Raw genomic sequence first — 20695 nt, forward strand, 5'->3', positions numbered from 1 at the left:
GTGGCAACCATGAGGATAAAAATATGGCTACCACCACCCTTGGGGTCAAACTTGATGACCCGACCCGCGAGCGCCTGAAGGCGGCCGCGACCTCGATTGATCGCACACCGCACTGGCTGATCAAGCAGGCAATTTTCAATTACCTGGAAAAACTCGAGGGTGGTGCAACCCTGACCGAGCTGAACGGTTTGACCGCCAAGGACGCCGATGAGGCAGGCGAAGTGCACACCGATCACGCCCACCAATGCTTCCTCGAATTTGCCGAGAGCATCCTGCCGCAGTCGGTACTGCGCGCGTCGATCACCGCCGCTTACCGTCGCCCTGAGCCGGAAGTGGTGCCGATGCTGATCGAACAGGCCCGCCTGCCGGTCGCCATGGCTGAAGCCACCAACAAGCTCGCCGCTTCTATCGCGGAAAAACTGCGTAACCAGAAAAGTGCCGGCGGTCGTGCAGGCATTGTTCAGGGTCTGCTGCAGGAATTTTCCCTGTCGTCCCAGGAAGGCGTAGCACTGATGTGCCTGGCCGAAGCGCTGCTGCGTATCCCGGACAAAGGCACGCGCGATGCACTGATCCGCGACAAGATCAGCACCGGCAACTGGCATCCGCACTTGGGCAACAGCCCTTCGCTGTTCGTCAACGCGGCCACTTGGGGCCTGCTGCTGACCGGCAAACTGGTCTCGACGCACAACGAAGCCGGCCTGACCTCTTCGCTGAGCCGCATCATCGGCAAGAGCGGCGAGCCGATGATCCGCAAGGGCGTCGACATGGCCATGCGCCTGATGGGCGAGCAGTTCGTCACCGGCGAAACCATCGCCGAAGCGCTGGCCAACGCGAGCAAGTTCGAAGCCAAGGGCTTCCGCTACTCCTACGACATGCTCGGTGAAGCGGCACTGACCGAGCACGACGCGCAGAAGTACCTGGCGTCGTACGAACAAGCCATTCACTCGATCGGCAAAGCCTCCCACGGCCGTGGGATTTATGAAGGCCCGGGCATTTCCATCAAGCTGTCGGCACTGCACCCGCGTTACAGCCGCGCGCAGTACGAGCGTGTGATGGACGAGCTGTACCCGCGCCTGCTGTCGCTGACCCTGCTGGCCAAGCAATACGACATCGGCCTGAACATCGACGCCGAAGAAGCCGACCGTCTCGAACTGTCGCTGGATCTGCTAGAGCGCCTGTGCTTCGAGCCGCAACTGACTGGCTGGAACGGCATTGGTTTCGTCATCCAGGCTTATCAGAAGCGTTGCCCGTACGTGATCGACTACGTGATCGATCTGGCCCGTCGCAGCCGTCATCGCCTGATGATCCGTCTGGTGAAAGGCGCGTACTGGGACAGCGAAATCAAGCGCGCCCAGGTCGAAGGCCTGGAAGGCTATCCGGTCTATACCCGCAAGGTGTACACCGACGTTTCCTACATCGCTTGCGCACGCAAACTGCTGTCGGTGCCGGAAGTCATCTACCCGCAGTTCGCCACGCACAACGCCCACACCCTGTCGGCCATTTACCACATTGCCGGTCAGAACTATTACCCGGGCCAGTACGAATTCCAGTGCCTGCACGGCATGGGCGAACCGCTCTACGAGCAGGTTGTAGGCAAAGTTTCCGAAGGCAAACTGAACCGTCCGTGCCGCGTGTACGCACCGGTCGGCACCCACGAAACCCTGCTGGCGTATCTGGTTCGTCGCCTGCTGGAAAACGGCGCCAACACTTCGTTCGTCAACCGCATCGCCGACCAGTCGATTTCGATTCAGGAATTGGTGGCCGATCCGGTGGCGCAGATCGAGCAGATGGCAACCGTGGAAGGTGGTTTCGGCCTGCCGCACCCGCGCATTCCGCTGCCGCGTGATCTGTATGGTTCCGAACGCGCCAACTCCAGCGGCATCGACATGGCCAACGAACATCGTCTGGCTTCGCTGTCCTGCGCCTTGCTCGCCACCGCACACAACGACTGGAAAGCCGCGCCGATGCTCGGTTGCGCCTCCAGCAACGAAACGCCGGCAGCCGTTCTGAACCCGGCCGATCACCGTGATGTGGTCGGTCATGTTCAAGAAGCCACCGTCGAAGACGTCGACAACGCCATTCAATGCGCACTGAACGCCGCACCGATCTGGCAGGCCACCCCGCCGGCCGAACGCGCGGCGATTCTGGAACGTGCCGCTGACTTGATGGAAGGCGAGATTCAGCCGCTGATGGGCCTGCTGGCTCGCGAAGCCGGCAAGACCTTCGCCAACGCCATCGCCGAAGTCCGCGAAGCCGTCGACTTCCTGCGTTATTACGCAGTGCAGGCGCGCAACGATTTCAGCAATGACGCCCATCGCCCACTGGGTCCGGTGGTGTGCATCAGCCCGTGGAACTTCCCGCTGGCGATTTTCAGCGGTCAGGTTGCTGCGGCACTGGCTGCCGGTAACCCGGTACTGGCCAAGCCTGCCGAACAAACTCCGCTGGTCGCGGCTCAAGCCGTACGCTTGCTGCTCGAAGCCGGGATCCCGGAAGGCGTGCTGCAACTGCTGCCGGGTCGCGGTGAAACCGTCGGCGCCGGTCTGGTTGGCGATGAACGCGTCAAAGGCGTGATGTTCACCGGTTCCACCGAAGTCGCGCGCCTGCTGCAACGCAACATTGCTGGCCGTCTCGACAGCCAGGGCCGTCCGATTCCGCTGATCGCCGAAACCGGCGGCCAGAACGCAATGATCGTCGACTCTTCGGCGCTGACCGAACAAGTCGTGATCGACGTGGTGTCGTCGGCGTTCGACAGCGCCGGTCAGCGTTGCTCGGCACTGCGGGTCCTGTGCCTGCAGGAAGATTCCGCCGATCGCGTCATCGAAATGCTCAAAGGTGCCATGGCGGAAAGCCGTCTCGGCAACCCGGAGCGCCTGTCCGTGGACATCGGCCCGGTGATCGACGCCGAAGCCAAGGCTGGCATCGACAAGCACATCCAGGGCATGCGCGACAAAGGTCGCAATGTGTACCAGGTGGCGATCGCCGATACCGAAGAAGTCAAACGCGGCACCTTCGTCATGCCGACCCTGATCGAGCTGGAAAGCTTCGACGAGCTGCAACGCGAGATCTTCGGCCCGGTGCTGCACGTGGTGCGCTACAAGCGCAAAGAGATCGATCAACTGATCGGCCAGATCAACGCTTCCGGTTATGGTCTGACGCTGGGCGTGCACACGCGCATCGACGAGACCATCGCCAAGGTGATCGACAACGTCAACGCCGGTAACGTCTACGTTAACCGTAACATCGTCGGTGCCGTGGTTGGCGTGCAGCCATTCGGCGGCGAAGGCCTGTCGGGTACTGGCCCGAAAGCCGGTGGCCCGCTGTACCTGTACCGTTTGCTGGCGACGCGTCCTACGGATGCCATCGAACAATCCTTCGCTCGCGGTGATGCCGTTATCGCCCCGGACGTTCGTTTGCGCGATACCATGAGCAAACCGCTGAACGCTCTGAAAGCGTGGGCTGAAAGCAACAAATACGCCGACCTGAGCACCCTGTGCGTGCAGTACGCTGCGCAATCGCAGAGCGGCATCACCCGCGTACTGGCCGGCCCGACCGGTGAGAAAAACAGCTACGCGATCCTGCCGCGTGAGCACGTGTTGTGCCTGGCGGAGGTTGAAGGTGATCTGCTGACGCAACTGGCGGCGGTGCTGGCGGTAGGCGGTTCGGCGGTATGGCCGGAGTCCGACATCAGCAAGGCCTTGTTCGCACGCCTGCCGAAGGAGATTCAGGCGCGGATCAAGCTGGTTGCCGACTGGAACAAAGACGAGGTGGTGTTCGATGCGGTTCTGCATCACGGCCATTCCGACCAGTTGCGCGGCGTTTGCCAGCAGATCGCCAAGCGTGCCGGCGCGATTGTTGGGGTTCAGGGCTTGTCCCAGGGCGAGACCAACATTGCCCTGGAGCGCCTGGTGATTGAGCGGGCGTTGAGTGTTAACACTGCGGCGGCGGGTGGTAATGCCAGCCTGATGACGATCGGCTAAACCGCTGTAACTCCAGGCGACCGCAACGGTCGCCTGGAATGAAATCCCCTGTAGAAGTGAGCCTGCTCGCGATAGCGATCTATCAGACACATTTGTTTGACTGACAGACCGCTATCGCGAGCAGGCTCACTCCTACAAAAGATCAAAAGATCGCAGCCTTCGGCAGATCCTACAGGAATTGGTGTAGGAGCTGCCGAAGGCTGCGATCTTTTGCTTCTGTATCACGCCCATCAATCATCCTGTTCAGCCTTTATCAGCACGCCTAGACTCGGCCCAACCCCAATTTCAGGTAGGCCGCCATGTCCGAGACGCTGCTCAGTTCCCGCAATCTGGCTTTCGAGCTGTATGAAGTCCTTGATGCCGAGGGCCTGACCCGGCGTGAGCGCTTTGCCGAGCACAACCGCGAGACCTTCGACGCCGCCATCGGCACCGCGCGCAACATCGCCGAGAAGTACTTCGCCCCGCACAACCGCAAGGGCGACGAGAACGAACCGCGCTACGAAGATGGCAAGGCGATTCTGATTCCTGAAGTGAAACCAGCGGTGGATGCCTTCCTTGAAGCCGGATTCCTCAACGCCGCGAGAAGTTTCGACGCCGGCGGCATGCAGCTTCCTACACTGCTGTCGCAAGCCTGCTTCGCGCATTTCCAGTCAGCCAACGCGGCTTCAACGTCCTACCCGTTCCTGACCATGGGCGCGGCGAACCTGATTGAGAGCTTTGGCACGGACGAACAGAAACAACGCTTTCTGCAACCGATGATCGATGGCCGCTTCTTCGGCACCATGGCCCTGACCGAGCCCCACGCAGGATCATCGCTGTCGGATATTCGTACGCGCGCCGAGCCGGCGTCCGACGGCACTTATCGCCTGAAGGGCAACAAGATTTTCATTTCCGGCGGCGATCACCCGCTCTCGGAAAACATCGTGCACATGGTCCTGGCCAAGCTGCCCGACGCACCTGCGGGCGTTAAAGGTATCTCGCTGTTCATCGTGCCGAAGTTTCTGGTCAACGATGACGGCAGCCTCGGCCAGCGTAACGATGTTCTGCTGGCCGGGCTGTTTCACAAGATGGGCTGGCGCGGCACCACCTCCACAGCGTTGAACTTCGGCGATAACGGTGAGTGTGTTGGTTATCTGGTGGGAAAACCGCACCACGGCTTGAGCTACATGTTCCAGATGATGAACGAGGCGCGGATCGGCGTCGGCATGGGCGCGGTGATGCTCGGTTATGCCGGTTACCTGTACTCGCTGGAGTACGCCCGCGAGCGGCCACAGGGTCGCGTGCCGGACAGTAAGGATCCGACCACAGCACCGGTGGCGATCATTCAGCACGCCGATGTCAGACGTATGCTGTTGACGCAAAAGTCCTACGTCGAAGGTGCATTTGACCTCGGCCTCTATGCAGCGCGGCTATTCGATGACACCACGACGCTTGAATCCGAAGCCGAGCGCAAGCAGGCGCATGAGTTGCTGGATCTGCTGACACCGATCGTCAAATCCTGGCCGTCGGAGTTCTGCCTCAAGGCCAACGAACTGGCGATCCAGATTCTTGGCGGTCACGGTTACACCCGCGAATATCCGGTGGAGCAGTATTACCGCGATAACCGCTTGAACCCGATTCATGAAGGCACCCATGGCATTCAATCGCTGGACTTGCTCGGGCGTAAATTGGCGCAGAACGGTGGCGCGGGACTGAAGCAATTGATTCGTCTGATCGCCACCACGGCAGAGCGCGCAACGGCGCATGAATCGCTGACCGCGTTGCGTGAGCCGTTAGAGAAACTGGTCGCGCGCCTGCAAACGGTGACCATCGGTTTGTTGACCGATCTGGCACAGGGCAAGGTCAATAGCAGCCTGGCGAATTCGGCGCTGTACCTGAAGGTGTTCGGCCACACGGTGATTGGCTGGCGCTGGCTGGAGCAGGCGATTCGTGCCGAGGAAGGGTTGGCCAAGGGTAATGCGGCGGATGCTGACTTCTATAAAGGCAAGTTGCAGGCGGCGCGGTATTTTCTGACGTGGGAAGTGCCGGGTTGTCACCATGAACTGGCGTTGCTGGAGGCGCGGGATGATACGTGTCTGGCGATGCAGGATGCGTGGTTCTAAAAGCCAACCCTCACCCCAGCCCTCTCCCAAAGGGAGAGGGGGCCGACCGAGGTGTCTGACGCTATACATCGACCTGAAAAACCGCATCGACTATGGATTCAGTACAGTACTTTCAGGTCGGCGTACCTCCTGAATTTTCCACGGTCAGTCCCCTCTCCCTCTGGGAGAGGGCTAGGGTGAGGGGCTTTTCTGGCTCAACACTCAACTCAACTTGAACCCACCCATCTGCCGCGCCAGATCATCCGCCAGCCTCTGCAACATCTGACAATCCTCACGACAGGCCCGAACCTCCCCCGCCGTCGCCCGCGCCAGATCGGAAATCCCCTGCACATTGCGGTTGATCTCCTCAGTCACCGCCGACTGCTCCTCCGTCGCCGTCGCCACCTGATGGTTCATGTCACTGATGCGCTCGACCTGCCCGGTAATCGCTGTCAGCGATGCCCCGGTGCGCTGGCTCGATTCAACCCCGGTGCCAGTTGCCGCCTGCCCCGTGCGCATCGACGACACGGCGTTTTCCGCGCCTTGCTTGAGGCTGCCGATCATCTGCTGGATTTCGTCGGTGGAGGCCTGCGTCCTGCGCGCCAAAGTGCGCACTTCGTCAGCAACAACCGCGAAGCCGCGCCCCATATCACCGGCGCGCGCCGCTTCGATGGCGGCATTGAGCGCCAACAGATTGGTCTGCTCGGACACCCCGCGAATTACCGCCAATACAGAATCGATCGACGCCACTTGGTGCGCCAATTCACCCACCGCGCCAGCCGCGACGCCAATCTCATCGGACATGCTTTCAATATGCCGAATCGAGCCGCCGACCACTTCCCGCGCCTGCATCGCCTCATCCCGCGCAGTTTGCGAAGCGAGTGCCGCGTTACCAGCGTTCTGCGCAATCTCCTGCACGGTCAGGCCCATCTCGTGAACCGCAGTTGCGACCATGTCGGTCATTTCCTGCTGACGGCCAGAACGTTCAGCGGTGTTCTCGACGACTTTCGCCACTTGCCCCACAGCAGTGCGCAAACGCTCGCTGGTGGTCAGTACCTCAGCGATCATCCCGCGCTGGCTGTCGAGGAAACGATTGAAGCCTCGGGCGAGATCGCCCAGCTCGTCGGCGCGACTGGAATCTAACCGGTGGGTCAAATCTCCACCGCCGCTACCGATTGCTACCAGCGCCGCTGTTACCTGACGAATCGGCCGCACCAGCCCTTGCGCCAGCCACACCACCAAAGCGAGGCACACCAGCGCTACGGCCAGACCGATACCGCCGCTCATCCACATCGCTTTACGGGCTTCGGCATAGATCTGCGAATGCGGCACTTCGGCCACCAGAGTCCAGCCCAAATCGCGCAACGGCAGGCTGAAGGCGAGGAAGTCTTCGCCATCCCTCTGGAAGCTGCTGCTGATCGCCGTTTTCTGGCCCATGACGGCCTGCGCCGCATTGGCGCCGATCTGCTCGTTCAAGGTGCGTTTGCCGCTGAACTGCGCTTCGGGATGCACCTGGATCAAACCGTCGGAGCGCACGAGATAGACCTTGCCGCGCTCACCAAAGCTGAAGTTGTGAATCAGCTCCGACAGCTCTTTCATACTCAAGCCTAGCCCGGCAACGCCGACCACTTTGCCGGCCTGCTCGACCTTCAGATCGATGAACAGCGCCAATTCCCCGGTGGCGCCGTCGTTGTCGATATTGAGGGTGCGCGGCTGATTGCTGTCGAGGAAGGAATAGAACCACGCGTCAGCCGGTTTGGAGCGACTGAGGGTGCGATCCAGGCCTTTTTCGGTGATGTAATGATTGGATTCGGTGCCGATGATCAAAGCGGTGAAAGCTTTATGTTCGGCGCGGATGCCTTCCAGATACTGCGCGAAGCCAGCCGTTTTGCTGCTGTCTTCGCCTGAGGCGAGCCAGTCACGGACCATCGTATTACTAGCAATATCCTTGGCCGCTGTCAGCGGTTGCACAAGGATCCGTTCGATATCGTTGCGCGTCGCTTCGATGCTCGACGGCAGAGCTTGTTCGACCAGATAACTCTGGGCGAGGCGGTTGACCACCAGGGTATAAATGCCAACCACGATCAGGATACTGACCAGCAGGGCGGTGCCCATGCTGAGAATCAGCTGCCATTGAATACTGCGTCGCCACAACTGCATGGAGCACCCCCAAAGAATAAGAGGCTGAAACACTGCAACTGTCGCGCCAGATGTATACAAAAATCACGCAAACAAGAGACAAACCTTGATGCAGTGATCTTCGACCAGCAAAAAGCGGGCCGTTTTCATGGCGAGAACACTGTCAACTCTGACAGGTTACAGGTCGCATCGCCTGGCATAGATTGCAGTTTCCCTGTCTGTGCCCAAGCATTCGCTTCACAGACTCATGCTGTACTAGCAGGAGAAAGATCATGGCTGATACAAGTCCAGCGGAAAGCTTTGTACAGACAATGTCTGACAACGATACGTTTGTGAAATCAGCGCAGATCGGCGACTTTGTCGACGGATCCAGCATGCTATCGATGATCACCCGAAAACACTTTACCGAAGTCATGGTTTTCCCCGTAATCCATTACAAAGCTACGATCACCACGTTCTCAGGCGCGACGTTCAGTACAACTCAGCCGATCGCAGGATCAGAATATATAAACCTGCTTTCACACGGAGATGAGGTGACGATCGATAAGACGACCTATAGGGTGTCCCACGGAGAGTTTACGAAGCAAACCAATGGAGAATGGTCGAGGAAGGTTTACTGGCAACCAGTGACTAAAACTCAATAAACACAGAGCCGTTCATATATGAGCGCCTCGAAGTACCGAGGCGCTGCAAAACGCGCTTCAACCCTGACTAATGGTCTTGGCAATAGTGTCGACCGTGGCGCTGACTTGCTCTTGGTAACGGTCGAGTTCTTCCTGGTGTTGCTTCTTCATTTCGATCTGCTGCGAGCACAGATTCATCGCCGCCAGCACCAGCAAGCGGTCACCGATCAGTGTCGGGTATTTGCGCTTGGTGTCGTCCAGCGCTGCCTTGAGCATCATGGCCGCGTCCAGCAGGGTCTGTTCTTCCCCGGCCGGTGCCTTGATCGAATAGTCCTCCCCGAGAATGGAGACGACTTTTACCCCTGCTGTGTGGTGGTTCATGCGCTGACCGGACCTGCGTTGACGCGATCAACCAGGGCTTGAATGCGGGCGGCGGTGGCGCCGTGCTTTTCTTCCTGCTCCATCAGGTTCAGTTGCAGGCTTTCGTTTTCATCCTTGGCCTGGGCCAGTTCCGTGGACAGGGTCTGGTTGGTTTGCGCGAGGGTCTGGTTCTGTTGCACCAGGTCGCTGACGAGCTGTTCCAATTGGCTGAGGGATGCTTCCAACATTTTGATCTTCCAAGCGTTTTTCAAAGGGCGCGTACGATAAAGAAAAGTCATCACGGATGCCAGGGTTAAACCGGCGCAAAGCCTTGATTTTCCTGGCGGCCGACCGTTCTCGCGAGTTTTAAAGACTGTGATCTGCCGATCTGGTTCCTGCACTTCGTCGCCCAAGCCCTTCTGCGACAAATACGCACAGCACCTCAAGACTTTAGTCGCATGACCGATAAGTCATCCATACAGCAGTCTCAGCCCGCATGGACGCGGCCCTCTCTTGGTATCCGCCCCATGTCCCTTCGCAATATGAATATCGCCCCACGGGCGTTTACCGGCTTCGCCCTGATCGGCGGCCTGATGCTGGTTCTCGGCGTGTTTGCGCTTAATCAGATGAGCAAAATCCGCGCAGCAGGCGAAGACATCGCCACGGCCAGTGTGCCTTCGATCAAGGCCCTCGACGAGTTCACCCAACTGACCCTGCGCCTGCGTGTTTTGTCGTATCGGTTGCTGATCAACCGTGAACCGGACGTTCAACAAAAGACTGTCGAACTGTTCGAGTTGCGCAACAAGCAGATCGCCGACGCCCAGCGCGCCTACGAGCCGTTGATCGACGGCCCGCAAGAACGCGCGGCTTATGATCAATACATACAGTTGCTCGCGCAGTACCGCCAGCTCGAAGACCGGATGAAAACCCTGTCGCGCAACAATCAGATCGATGAACTGCGGCAGATGCTCAACTCGGACTTGCTGAGCAACTCGGAAGCGGTGAACACCGCCCTCGCGCGTTTGCTGGAGATCAACACTCAGCAAATCGCCGAGACGGATAAAGGCGCGAGCGATCAGTTTTCGATGTCTTTCAACCTTGTGGTCACGCTGTTGGTGATCGCCACTGGCCTGACATTTCTCTTCGCATGGCTGCTGACCGTCAGCATCACCAAGCCGATCTCCAACGCATTGGAAGCTGCGGAAACCATCGCCGAAGGCAACCTGACCCAGCCGATCCACGTTGACGGTGAAGACGAAGCTGGCCGCCTGCTGGCAGCCATGGCCAAGATGCAATCGAAGCTACGTGACACCCTGCAGCGTATTTCCGGCTCGGCGACTCAGTTGGCTTCGGCAGCGGAAGAACTGAACAGCGTCACCGACGAAAGCGCGCGTGGCCTGACTCAGCAGAACAACGAAATTGAACAGGCGGCCACTGCGGTCAATGAAATGACCAGCGCTGTGGAAGAAGTCGCGCGCAACGCCGTGAGCACTTCGGAAGCCTCGAAGAATGCCACCACCTCGGCCGGTGATGGTCGTGATCTGGTCCAGGAAACGGTCAGCGCCATCGAACGCATGAGCGCCGATGTGCAAAGCACTGCGTCGTTGATCGGCGATCTGGCCAATGAATCCCGCGACATTGGCAAAGTGCTGGATGTGATTCGTGGTCTGGCCGATCAGACCAACCTGCTGGCACTGAACGCAGCGATTGAAGCGGCACGCGCCGGTGAAGCCGGCCGTGGTTTTGCGGTGGTGGCGGATGAAGTACGTGCCTTGGCGCATCGCACTCAGCAGTCGACCAGCGAAATCGAGCGGATGATCGGCAGCATTCAGAGCGGCACCGAACACGCCGTGGATTCGATGCGCAACAGCACCGAGCGTGCCGAGTCGACCCTGAACATCGCCCGTGGTGCCGGCATGTCGCTGGACACCATCAACACCGCCATCGTCGAGATCAACGAGCGCAACCTGGTGATCGCCAGCGCCGCTGAAGAGCAGGCACAAGTGGCGCGGGAAGTGGATCGCAATCTGGTGAATATTCGTGATTTGTCGGTGCAATCGGCGACTGGCGCGAATCAGACCAGTGCGGCGAGCAATGAGCTGTCGCGGTTGGCGCTGGATTTGAACAACATGGTTGGGCGGTTCAGCCTGTAAATTTTGAGATTAAGGTCAAAAGCCCCTCACCCCAGCCCTCTCCCAGAGGGAGAGGGGGAAAGGGAGCAGATCCTCATGCTTTTCAAAGTCTGAGTTCGACTCGGAATTTCAGGTCGATGTAGCTCGCACAAACACCTCGATCAGTTCCCTCTCCCAGGGGGAGAGGGGGAAAGGGAGCAGATCTTCATGCTTTTCAAAGTCTGAGCTCGACTCGGAATTTCAGGTCGGCGTACCTCGCACAAACACCTCGATCAGTCCCCTCTCCCAGAGGGAGAGGGGGAAAAGGAGCAGATCGTTATGCATTTCAAAGTCTGAGTTCGACTCGAAATTTCAGGTCGATGTAGCTCGCACAAACACCTCGATCAGTTCCCTCTCCCTCCGGGAGAGGGTTAGGGTGAGGGCAGCAATCGCCCGCCGAACACAAAACCTGATGCCACACTGAAAAACCTTTTTGACAGCATCACATTTCAACAGGTTAGAATCGCTGGCACGCAGACTGCATGGTCAGTTTGTGCCCGTCTTTACGCTTCTGGAGTACTGCCTTTGAATGCGACGACCATCAACAGCCTGTTCTTGATCGGCGCGTTGCTGGTAGGCGCAAGCATTCTCGTCAGCTCCCTCTCCTCCCGTCTCGGCATCCCGATTCTGGTCATTATTCTTGCAGTCGGCATGGCCGCCGGGGTCGATGGCGGCGGGATCATTTTCGATAACTACCCGACGGCCTATCTGGTCGGCAACCTCGCACTGGCGGTGATCCTCCTCGACGGCGGTTTGCGCACGAGGGTGTCGAGTTTCCGCGTGGCGCTATGGCCGGCGTTATCGCTGGCCACGGTCGGGGTGTTGATTACCACTGGCCTGACCGGCATGGCAGCGGCATGGCTGTTCGACCTCAATCTGATTCAAGGCCTGCTGATCGGCGCCATCGTTGGCTCAACCGACGCCGCAGCGGTGTTCTCGTTGCTTGGTGGTAAAGGCCTGAACGAACGGGTGACGGCCAGCCTGGAAATCGAATCCGGCAGCAACGACCCGATGGCGGTGTTTCTCACCGTGACCTTGATCGACATGCTCGCCAGCGGCCAGACCGGCCTGCACTGGAGCCTGTTGACCCATCTGATCCGCGAGTTCGGCATCGGCGGCGTGATCGGTCTCGGTGGCGGCTGGCTGATGCTGCAACTGGTCAACCGGATCAATCTGGCCGCCGGCCTGTATCCGATTCTGGTGATCGCTGGCGGTCTGGTGGTGTTCGCCCTGACCAACGCCCTGCACGGCAGCGGCTTCCTCGCCGTTTATCTGTGCGGTCTGGTCATCGGCAACCGCCCGGTGCGCAGCCGCCACGGCATTCTGCATATGCTCGACGGCATGGCCTGGCTGGCGCAAATCGGCATGTTCCTGGTGCTCGGCCTGCTGGTGACGCCGCACGATTTGCTGCCGATCGCCCTGCCCGCTCTCGGTCTGGCGCTGTGGATGATTCTGTTTGCGCGGCCGCTGTCGGTGATGGTCGGCCTGCTACCGTTCAAGGCCTTCCACGGTCGCGAAAAAGCCTTTATTTCCTGGGTTGGCCTGCGCGGCGCGGTACCGATCATTCTCGCGGTGTTCCCGCTGATGGCCGGGCTGCCGAATGCGCAGCTGTACTTCAACCTCGCGTTCTTTATCGTGCTGGTGTCGCTGCTGGTGCAGGGCACGAGCCTGCCGTGGGTCGCCAAGCTGCTGAAAGTCACGGTACCGCCGGAGCCTGCGCCGATTTCCCGGGCGGCGCTGGAAGTCCACGTCACCAGCGAATGGGAGCTGTTCGTTTACAAGCTCGGTGCGGAGAAATGGTGCATCGGTTCGCCCCTGCGCGAACTGAAAATGCCCGAAGGCACACGTATCGCCGCCTTGTTTCGTGGCCAGCAACTGCTCCATCCGTCGGGTAGTACGGTGCTGGAAGTCGATGATTTACTGTGTGTTATCGGCCATGAACACAACCTCGGCGCCCTCGGAAAACTGTTCAGCCAAGCGCCGCAGCGCGGTCTCGATCTGCGCTTCTTCGGTGATTTCGTGCTTGAAGGAGACGCCCAGCTTAAAGCGGTTGCCGCACTCTATGGCCTGCCGGCCGAGGGTATTGATCCGGACATGACCCTGGGCGCCTTCATCGCCCACAAAGTCGGTGGCGCACCCATCGTCGGCGACCAGGTGGAGTGGAACAACACCCACTGGACGGTTGCGGTCATGGACGGGAACAAGATCGGCAAAGTGGGCGTCAGATTCCCCGAAGGAAGTCGCCCGGGCCCCGGGCTCTTCCTCTAAACTGCGTCCACTCTCACTTGCTTGACCGGTCTCTATGCCTACCCTGCGCTCCTTTTTCGCCGCGGCCCTGCTGGGCCTGAGTCTCACTGTCGGCCCGCTGTACGCCGCCGAACCACCGTCCAGCGACGCCGTGCAGGCCAGTCTCGACAAGCTGGCCGACAGCAAACTGCCAGATGCCGATAAAAAGGCCCTGCAAACCATCTTGCAGAGCACGCTGACTCAACTGAACAATCAGCGTGATTACGCACAAAAGCTGATCGACCTCAAACAGCAGCTAGCCACGGCGCCGAAGCAGACGATCGAAAACACTCGCGAACTGACGCGCCTAAAGGCCACGGCGGTCGTGCCGGTGGCACAGCGTTTTCCCAAGGAGTCGATCCAACAGCTGGAGCAGATCCTGACGGATCGCTCGACCCAGCAAAGCGATCTGCAAAAAGCGCTGGCCGACGCCAACAGTCTGATCATCACTGCCCAGACCCGTCCCGAGCGCGCCCAGGCGGAAATTTCCGCCAGCCAGACGCGCATCCAGCAGATCAACAACATCCTCAAGTCCGGCAAGGACGCCGGCAAGACCGTCAGCAGCGAGCAACGTGATCAGTTGAACGCGGAACTCGCAGCGCTGAACGCGCTGATCCCTTTACGCCGCCAGGAGCTGGCCGGCAACAGCCAGTTGCAGGATCTGGGCAACGCCCAGCATGACCTGCTCTCGGAGAAGTCCGACCGCCTCGACCGCGAGATCCAGGAACTGCAGACGCTGATCAATCAGAAACGTCTGGCGCAGTCGCAGGAAACCGTGACCCAGCAGTCGATCGAAGCGCAAAAGGCCGGCAGCAGCAGCTTGCTCGCCACTGAGAGCTCAGCCAACCTCAAGCTCTCCGACTATCTGCTCAAAAGCACCGACCGCCTCAACGAAGTCACCCAGCAGAACCTGCAGACCAAGCAGCAACTCGACTCCCTGACCCAGAGCGATGCGGCCCTCGATGAGCAGATCAACGTGCTCAAGGGCAGCCTGTTGCTGTCGAAGATTCTCTACAAACAGAAACAAGCCCTGCCACGACTCAAGGTCGATCGTGATCTGGCGGATCAGATCGCCGACATTCGCCTGTATCAGTTCGACGTCAGCCAGCAGCGTGAACTGTTGAGCAATCCGGCGTCCTATGTCGACAGCCTGCTGGCCACTCAGCCGCCGGAACAAGTCACCCCGCAGTTGCGTAAAAGCCTGCTGGATCTGGCCAACACCCGCGTCGATCTGCTGGAGCGCCTGAACCGCGAATTGAGCTCGATGCTCAACGAATCGATCACCCTGCAACTCAACCAGAAACAACTGCTGAGCACCGCGCAGAGCCTGCGTGCGACCCTCGATGAGCAAATGTTCTGGATTCCCAGCAACAAGCCTCTGGATCTGGAGTGGATGCGGGGTGTACCGGAGCGGTTGAAACGTCAGGTTGACACACTGCCGTGGGCCTCCAGCCTGAGCGAGCTGACCGACGGCCTGACCCAGCGACCACTGCTGTTTCTGCCTCTGGCATTGCTGATCGGCGCACTGCTGTGGCGCCGCAAAAGTCTCTACGGTCGCCTGAACAAGGTTCACCAGGACATCGGCCATTTCAAACGCGACAGCCAGTGGCACACACCGCAGGCCATTCTGATCAATATTCTGCTGGCGATGCCGGTGGCGCTGGGCCTCGCCTTGTGCGGACTGGCCTTGCAGATCGACGCGCGCGGCCAGAACGCCAACATGGGCGCAGCGCTCCTGCAGATGGGTCAGGCGTGGCTGGTGTTCTACACCGCCTATCGAATCCTTGCGCCCGGCGGTGTGGCCGAATTGCACTTTCGCTGGGAAAAACCCCAGGTCGAATTCCTTCAGGGCTGGGTACGCCGGCTCGGGCTGGTGGTCATGGCGCTGGTGGCCGTGGTGGCGGTCGCCGAATTGCAACCGGCGGCGCTCGCCGACGATGTACTCGGCATGCCAGTGGTGCTGACCTGCTACGCGTTGATGGCATGGCTGCTCAGTCGCTTGCTGATCAGCAGCCCGGCCCACGAAAACGCCTCGCTGTTCCGCAAAGCCGTCGGCGTGATGTTCACCCTGCTGCCGATCGCGCTTTTTGTCGCTGTATGTTTCGGCTACTACTACACCGCCTTGAAACTCAGTGACCGACTGATCAACACCCTGTACCTGCTGATGTTCTGGCTGGTGATCGAAGCCACCTTCGTCCGTGGCCTGAGCGTTGCAGCGCGGCGCCTGGCCTACCAGCGCGCCCTGGCTAAACGTCAGGCGGCGAAAGAAGCCGGCGACGGCGAAGCGGTGATCGAAGAGCCAACGCTGGATATCGAAAAGGTCAACGAACAGTCCTTGCGCCTGATCCGCCTGGCCCTGCTCGGCGGCTTCATCGCCGCGCTGTACTGGGTCTGGTCGGACCTGATCTCGGTGTTCTCGTACCTCGACAACATCACCCTCTACGAATACACCAGCGGCACCGGCGCCAACATGAGCATGGTGCCGATCAGCATCGGCGACATGCTTGGTGCGCTGATCATCATCGGCATCACCTTTGCTCTGGCGCGCAACTTGCCGGGCCTGCTCGAAGTGTTCGTGCTGTCCAAGCTCAATCTCGCGCAGGGCAGTGCTTATGCGACCACGACGCTGCTATCGTATGTGATTGCCGGCGTTGGCTTCGTCTCGACCCTGTCGACGCTGGGCGTGAGTTGGGACAAGTTGCAATGGCTGGTGGCGGCGCTGTCGGTCGGCCTCGGTTTCGGCATGCAGGAGATTTTTGCAAACTTCATCTCCGGCATCATGATCCTCTTCGAACGCCCGGTGCGGATCGGTGACACCATCACCATCGGCAACCTCTCAGGCACGGTGAGCAAGATCCGCATCCGCGCCACGACCATCACCGACTTCGACCGCAAGGACATCATTGTCCCGAACAAGACGTTCATCACCGGGCAATTGATCAACTGGTCGCTGACCGACACCATCACCCGCGTCACGCTGAAACTCGGCGTCGACTACGGCTCCGATCTCGATCTGGTCAAGGAACTGCTGCTCAAGGCTGCCCGCGAGAACCCGCGCGTGCTCAAGGAACCCGAGCCGCATGTGTACTTCCTCAACTTCGGTGAAAGCACCCTCGACCACGAGTTGCGCATGCACGTGCGCGACCTCGGTGACCGCAACCCGGTGCTCGATGAGGTCAACCGCTTTATCAACCGCGAGTTCAAGAAGCAGCACATCAACATCTCGTTCCGCCAGATGGAGGTTTATCTGAAGAACCTGCACGGACAGGAATACAAGATGGTGCCGATCGAGCCGGAAACGAAAACCATCGTGCCGATTGCCGACGATCAGAAACCGTTGCAAGAGCCGCCGCCGGCCAAACTCGACTAACCGGTCTAATCCCAGCAGAATGCTCGGACATTCTGCTGGAGCCGGCCCTTGAAAGCCCTCGACGAACTGACCTTCGACAATCGCTTCGCCCGCCTGGGCGATGCGTTCTCCGCCCACGTGCTGCCCGAGCCGATCGACAATCCGCGTCTGGTCGTGGCGAGCCCGGCGGCCCTGGCATTGCTCGATCTCGATCCGACGACCGCCGAAACCAACGAATTTGCCGAACTGTTTGGCGGCCACAAGCTATGGGCCGATGCCGAGCCGCGGGCGATGATCTATTCCGGGCATCAGTTCGGCGGTTACACGCCACAACTCGGCGATGGTCGCGGGCTGCTGCTCGGGGAGGTCTACAACACTGCCGGCGAGCATTGGGATTTGCACCTGAAGGGTGCCGGGCAGACGCCGTTTTCGCGCATGGGCGATGGCCGTGCGGTGCTGCGTTCGTCGATCCGCGAGTTCCTTGCCTCCGAAGCCTTGTTCGCGTTGAACATTCCTTCGTCGCGCGCGGCGTGCGTGATCGGTTCCGACACCCCGGTCTGGCGCGAAAAGCAGGAACGCGCAGCGATGGTCCTGCGTCTGGCGCCGAGCCACATCCGCTTCGGCCACTTCGAATACTTCTATTACACCAAGCGCCCCGAGCAGCAGAAGCAGCTCGGCGAACACGTGTTGGCGATGCACTTCCCCGAATGCCGGGAACAACCTGAACCGTATCTGGCGATGTTCCGCGAAATCGTCGAACGCAACGCCGAACTGATTGCCAAATGGCAGGCCTACGGTTTCTGCCACGGCGTGATGAACACCGACAACATGTCGATCCTCGGCATCACTTTCGACTTCGGGCCGTTCGCCTTCCTCGACGATTTCGACGCCAACTTCATCTGCAACCATTCGGATGATCAGGGGCGTTACTCGTTCAGCAATCAGGTGCCGGTCGGCCAGTGGAACCTCAGCGCGCTGGCGCAGGCGTTGACGCCGTTCATCAGTGTCGAAGCTCTGCGCGAAACCCTCGGCTTGTACCTGCCATTGTTCCAGGCGCACTACCTCGACCTGATGCGCCGCCGCTTCGGATTCACCACCGCCGAGGAAGACGACCAGAAGTTGCTGGAAGACCTGCTGCAACTGATGCAGAACAGCGGCGTCGACTACACGCTGTTCTTCCGCCGTCTCGGTGAAGAATCCGCCGAACAGGCCGTTTCCCGCCTACGTGATGACTTCGTCGACATCAAGGGTTTCGACGCCTGGGGCGAACGCTACGTCGCCCGGGTTGCCCGCGATGGCGATGCTGATCAGGAACAGCGCCGCGCGCGGATGCATGCAGTCAATCCGCTGTACATTCTGCGCAATTATCTGGCGCAAAAGGCTATCGATGCGGCTGAGCAAGGGGATTACTCAGAAGTACGCCGGCTGCATGGGGTGCTGAGCAAGCCGTTTGAAGAGCAGCCGGGGATGGAGGGTTATGCCGAGCGACCGCCGGAGTGGGGCAAGCATTTGGAGATCAGTTGTTCTTCCTGAACCAACATCAGGTAAACACATCGATTGGCACATTGAAGCGCTCTGCCAACCAACGAATCTGGCGCAAGTTAAGCTTGCGCTTGCCGTTCAAAATCTCCGACACAACCGACTGAGTACCAACACCCGGCAAGTCGCTCTGAGTCAGGCCGTGTTCACGCATCATGTAACCGAGAACCTCTTCGCCACTTGCCTGGGCCATGGGGTGATGGGTGTGATCCAATTCTTCGATCCAGTCACCGATGATGTCGACCAGGCTCATCAACGGGTGCGACTCATCATCGCCGGTAATTTCCAGCAGTTCGTCGACTGCCAATACCAAAGCATCGTAGTCGTCTTCGTTTTCTGGCCGATGCAGCGAGCGAGGAAACAAACCCGGGTTTTGGTCCGCGCCGGAATCAATCCAAACATTCTCAAATCCAACAGAGCTCCCGGCGAGAGAAAAAACCGTTTGGGCATTTAAGAATTTTAGATATTCAGAGCCCTTCAAAAGCTCCGAGAGTGGAAGGCGTTTAACTGTCTTGGCGGTCATAGGAATGGTATTTCGCTCAGATCTGCACAAGATGACCGATTAGATAAAATACAGATAGTCAGCCTCCGCGCAGACGTGCGTAGGCCCTTTCCTCAACTGAGGAAGGTAATGACCTACAGATCAATTCCTTGATAATCGCGACTTTGCCTCCAGATCAGTCTCATAGACTTCCTGCCTGAGAGCCCATCATGTCCGAACCACTCCTCATCCCCTGCCCCTCCTGCAACGGCCTCAACCGCATCCCCGCCGAGCGCCTTGCGGACCAGCCCAAGTGCGGACGCTGCAAATCCGCTGTGCTGCTGAACAAACCCTTCGAACTCAAGCAAGGCGATTACGCCAGCCAGATCAAGGGGGATCTGCCGTTGCTGGTGGATGTCTGGGCGGAATGGTGTGGGCCGTGCAAGTCGTTTGCGCCGGTGTTCGAGCAGGCGGCAGCGCAGTTGGCGGGCAAGTGCCGCTTGGCCAAGCTTGATAGCGAGGCCCATCAGCAGTTGTCGGCGCAGTTGGGGATTCGCTCGATTCCGAGTTTGATTCTGTTCAAGAACGGCAAGGAAGTGGCGCGGCAGAGTGGCGCATTTCCGTTGCCGCAGTTGATCGCGTGGCTGCGTAGTCAGGGTATCTGACACACCGTCAAACAATGTAGGAGTGAGCCTGCTCGCGATAGCGTCCTGTCAGCCAACACTTGAGTGACTGAAAGGAAGCTATCGCGAGCAGGCTCACTCCTACAGGGGATCTGCGTAGCTCAAGAGATCAGTGATCTTCGAGCAAATTGTGCAGTTCGACGAATTGCTGGGTCAGCTTGTGCCGGGGATCGAGGTGGATCAGCGGCATGCTGGCCTGGTGCGATTCGCGCATGCGCACCGAACTGGTCAGATACACCGGCAGTACCGGCAAACCTTCGGCAATCAGCTCATCGAGAATCTGCTGCGGCAGGCTGGCCCGGGCCTGGAACTGGTTGACCACGATGCCTTCGACTTCCAGACCTTCGTTGTGGTCGTCCTTCAACTCTTCGATTTCCGCGATCAGGCCGTACAGAGCCTGACGGGAGAAGCTGTCGCAATCAAAAGGAATCAACACGCGATCAGCGGCAATCAGCGCCGATACCGCGTAGAAATTCAGCGCTGGCGGCGTATCGAGGTAAATCCGGTCGTAATCCTCGGATAACTCGTCGAGCAACTTACGCAGCTTGTTGATCTTGTGCTTGGCCTCAAGCTTGGGCTGCAAATCGGCCAGCTCGGCAGTCGCGGTGATGATGTGCAGGTTGTCGAACGGGGTTTCGTAGATGTCCGCCTGATTCTTTTTCGAGAACGGGCCGGAAGACAGGGTCTGCTTGAAGAAGTCGGCAATACCCATCGGGATGTCGTCGCCGGTGAGCCCGGTCAGATACTGAGTGGAGTTGGCCTGGGCATCGAGATCGACCAACAGCGTGCGATAACCCTCGCTGGCGCTGACCGCCGCCAGATTGCAGGCAATGCTCGACTTGCCTACGCCACCTTTCTGATTGAACACCACGCGCCGCATGACCAAACCTCCGTGTATCAAAGAATGACCGAGTGTAGATGTGCGCGACGTTGCTTCGCTACCTTCATGGACGCGGACTACAGAGTCAGGAGCAAAAATCCACGGACAGCTAGGGTAAAAACCGCC

Annotated in this window: 12 protein-coding genes and 2 pseudogenes; 9 read left to right on the top strand and 5 right to left on the bottom strand. The window is 59.3% G+C overall.

The window, feature by feature from the left end; translation table 11 throughout:
• The first annotated feature begins 23 nt into the window (after positions 1-23).
• Both putA and ACM6IN_RS21710 read left to right on the top strand, forming a co-directional pair.
• The gene (gene putA, locus ACM6IN_RS21705; protein WP_414916682.1) at positions 24-3977 is read left to right on the top strand and encodes a trifunctional transcriptional regulator/proline dehydrogenase/L-glutamate gamma-semialdehyde dehydrogenase; all 3954 of its coding nucleotides are present in this window, start codon (positions 24-26) and stop codon (positions 3975-3977) included.
• Between the two features lie 299 nt (positions 3978-4276).
• Positions 4277-6079 (top strand): acyl-CoA dehydrogenase, encoded by a 1803-nt coding sequence (locus tag ACM6IN_RS21710; protein ID WP_414916683.1) that lies wholly within the window; start codon positions 4277-4279, stop codon positions 6077-6079.
• A gap of 201 nt (positions 6080-6280) precedes the next feature.
• Here the strand turns inward: ACM6IN_RS21710 and ACM6IN_RS21715 are convergent, their stop codons facing one another.
• Positions 6281-8218: a methyl-accepting chemotaxis protein gene (locus ACM6IN_RS21715; protein ID WP_414916684.1), complete on the bottom strand. Its 1938-nt coding sequence runs from the start codon at positions 8216-8218 to the stop codon at positions 6281-6283.
• A 251-nt stretch (positions 8219-8469) separates the two neighbouring features.
• On the opposite strand from ACM6IN_RS21715, the gene ACM6IN_RS21720 reads away from it, so the two are divergent.
• A complete protein-coding gene (locus ACM6IN_RS21720; RefSeq protein WP_414916685.1) occupies positions 8470-8841 on the top strand; it encodes a hypothetical protein in 372 nt (123 codons plus the stop codon).
• 57 nt (positions 8842-8898) lie between these two features.
• On the opposite strand, the gene ACM6IN_RS21725 is transcribed toward ACM6IN_RS21720, so the two are convergent.
• Both ACM6IN_RS21725 and ACM6IN_RS21730 read right to left on the bottom strand, forming a co-directional pair.
• Positions 8899-9201 (bottom strand): cell division protein ZapA, encoded by a 303-nt coding sequence (locus tag ACM6IN_RS21725; RefSeq protein WP_414916686.1) that lies wholly within the window; start codon positions 9199-9201, stop codon positions 8899-8901.
• Complete coding sequence (locus ACM6IN_RS21730; RefSeq protein WP_007909525.1) at positions 9198-9428, bottom strand: hypothetical protein; 231 nt, start codon at positions 9426-9428, stop codon at positions 9198-9200. The genes ACM6IN_RS21725 and ACM6IN_RS21730 overlap by 4 nt, the downstream gene beginning before the upstream one ends.
• 345 nt (positions 9429-9773) lie before the next feature.
• Here ACM6IN_RS21730 and ACM6IN_RS21735 point away from each other — a divergent pair.
• From ACM6IN_RS21735 to selO, 5 genes and pseudogenes are all read left to right on the top strand, one after another.
• Positions 9774-10430 (top strand): annotated as a pseudogene (locus tag ACM6IN_RS21735) (MCP four helix bundle domain-containing protein); the annotation flags it as partial.
• A 303-nt stretch (positions 10431-10733) separates the two neighbouring features.
• Positions 10734-11333: pseudogene (locus ACM6IN_RS21740) on the top strand (methyl-accepting chemotaxis protein); the annotation flags it as partial.
• Positions 11334-11876: 543 nt separating this feature from the next.
• The gene (locus ACM6IN_RS21745; RefSeq protein WP_007909521.1) at positions 11877-13619 is read left to right on the top strand and encodes a potassium/proton antiporter; all 1743 of its coding nucleotides are present in this window, start codon (positions 11877-11879) and stop codon (positions 13617-13619) included.
• 34 nt (positions 13620-13653) lie between these two features.
• The gene (gene mscK, locus ACM6IN_RS21750; RefSeq protein WP_007909519.1) at positions 13654-17007 is read left to right on the top strand and encodes a mechanosensitive channel MscK; all 3354 of its coding nucleotides are present in this window, start codon (positions 13654-13656) and stop codon (positions 17005-17007) included.
• A 48-nt stretch (positions 17008-17055) separates the two neighbouring features.
• Positions 17056-18519: a protein adenylyltransferase SelO gene (gene selO / locus ACM6IN_RS21755; protein WP_414916687.1), complete on the top strand. Its 1464-nt coding sequence runs from the start codon at positions 17056-17058 to the stop codon at positions 18517-18519.
• 7 nt (positions 18520-18526) lie between these two features.
• On the opposite strand, the gene ACM6IN_RS21760 is transcribed toward selO, so the two are convergent.
• A complete protein-coding gene (locus tag ACM6IN_RS21760) occupies positions 18527-18919 on the bottom strand; it encodes a helix-turn-helix domain-containing protein (protein WP_177321051.1) in 393 nt (130 codons plus the stop codon).
• A gap of 317 nt (positions 18920-19236) precedes the next feature.
• Here ACM6IN_RS21760 and trxC point away from each other — a divergent pair, with 317 nt between their 5' ends.
• Positions 19237-19671 (top strand): thioredoxin TrxC, encoded by a 435-nt coding sequence (gene trxC, locus ACM6IN_RS21765; RefSeq protein WP_414916688.1) that lies wholly within the window; start codon positions 19237-19239, stop codon positions 19669-19671.
• A gap of 127 nt (positions 19672-19798) precedes the next feature.
• Here trxC and ACM6IN_RS21770 read toward each other — a convergent pair whose 3' ends face one another.
• A complete protein-coding gene (locus ACM6IN_RS21770) occupies positions 19799-20569 on the bottom strand; it encodes a ParA family protein (protein ID WP_034152927.1) in 771 nt (256 codons plus the stop codon).
• Between the last annotated feature and the right edge of the window lie 126 nt (positions 20570-20695).

The organism is Pseudomonas sp. IT-P395 (genome assembly GCF_949767675.1).
Classification (GTDB): Bacteria; Pseudomonadota; Gammaproteobacteria; order Pseudomonadales; family Pseudomonadaceae; genus Aquipseudomonas.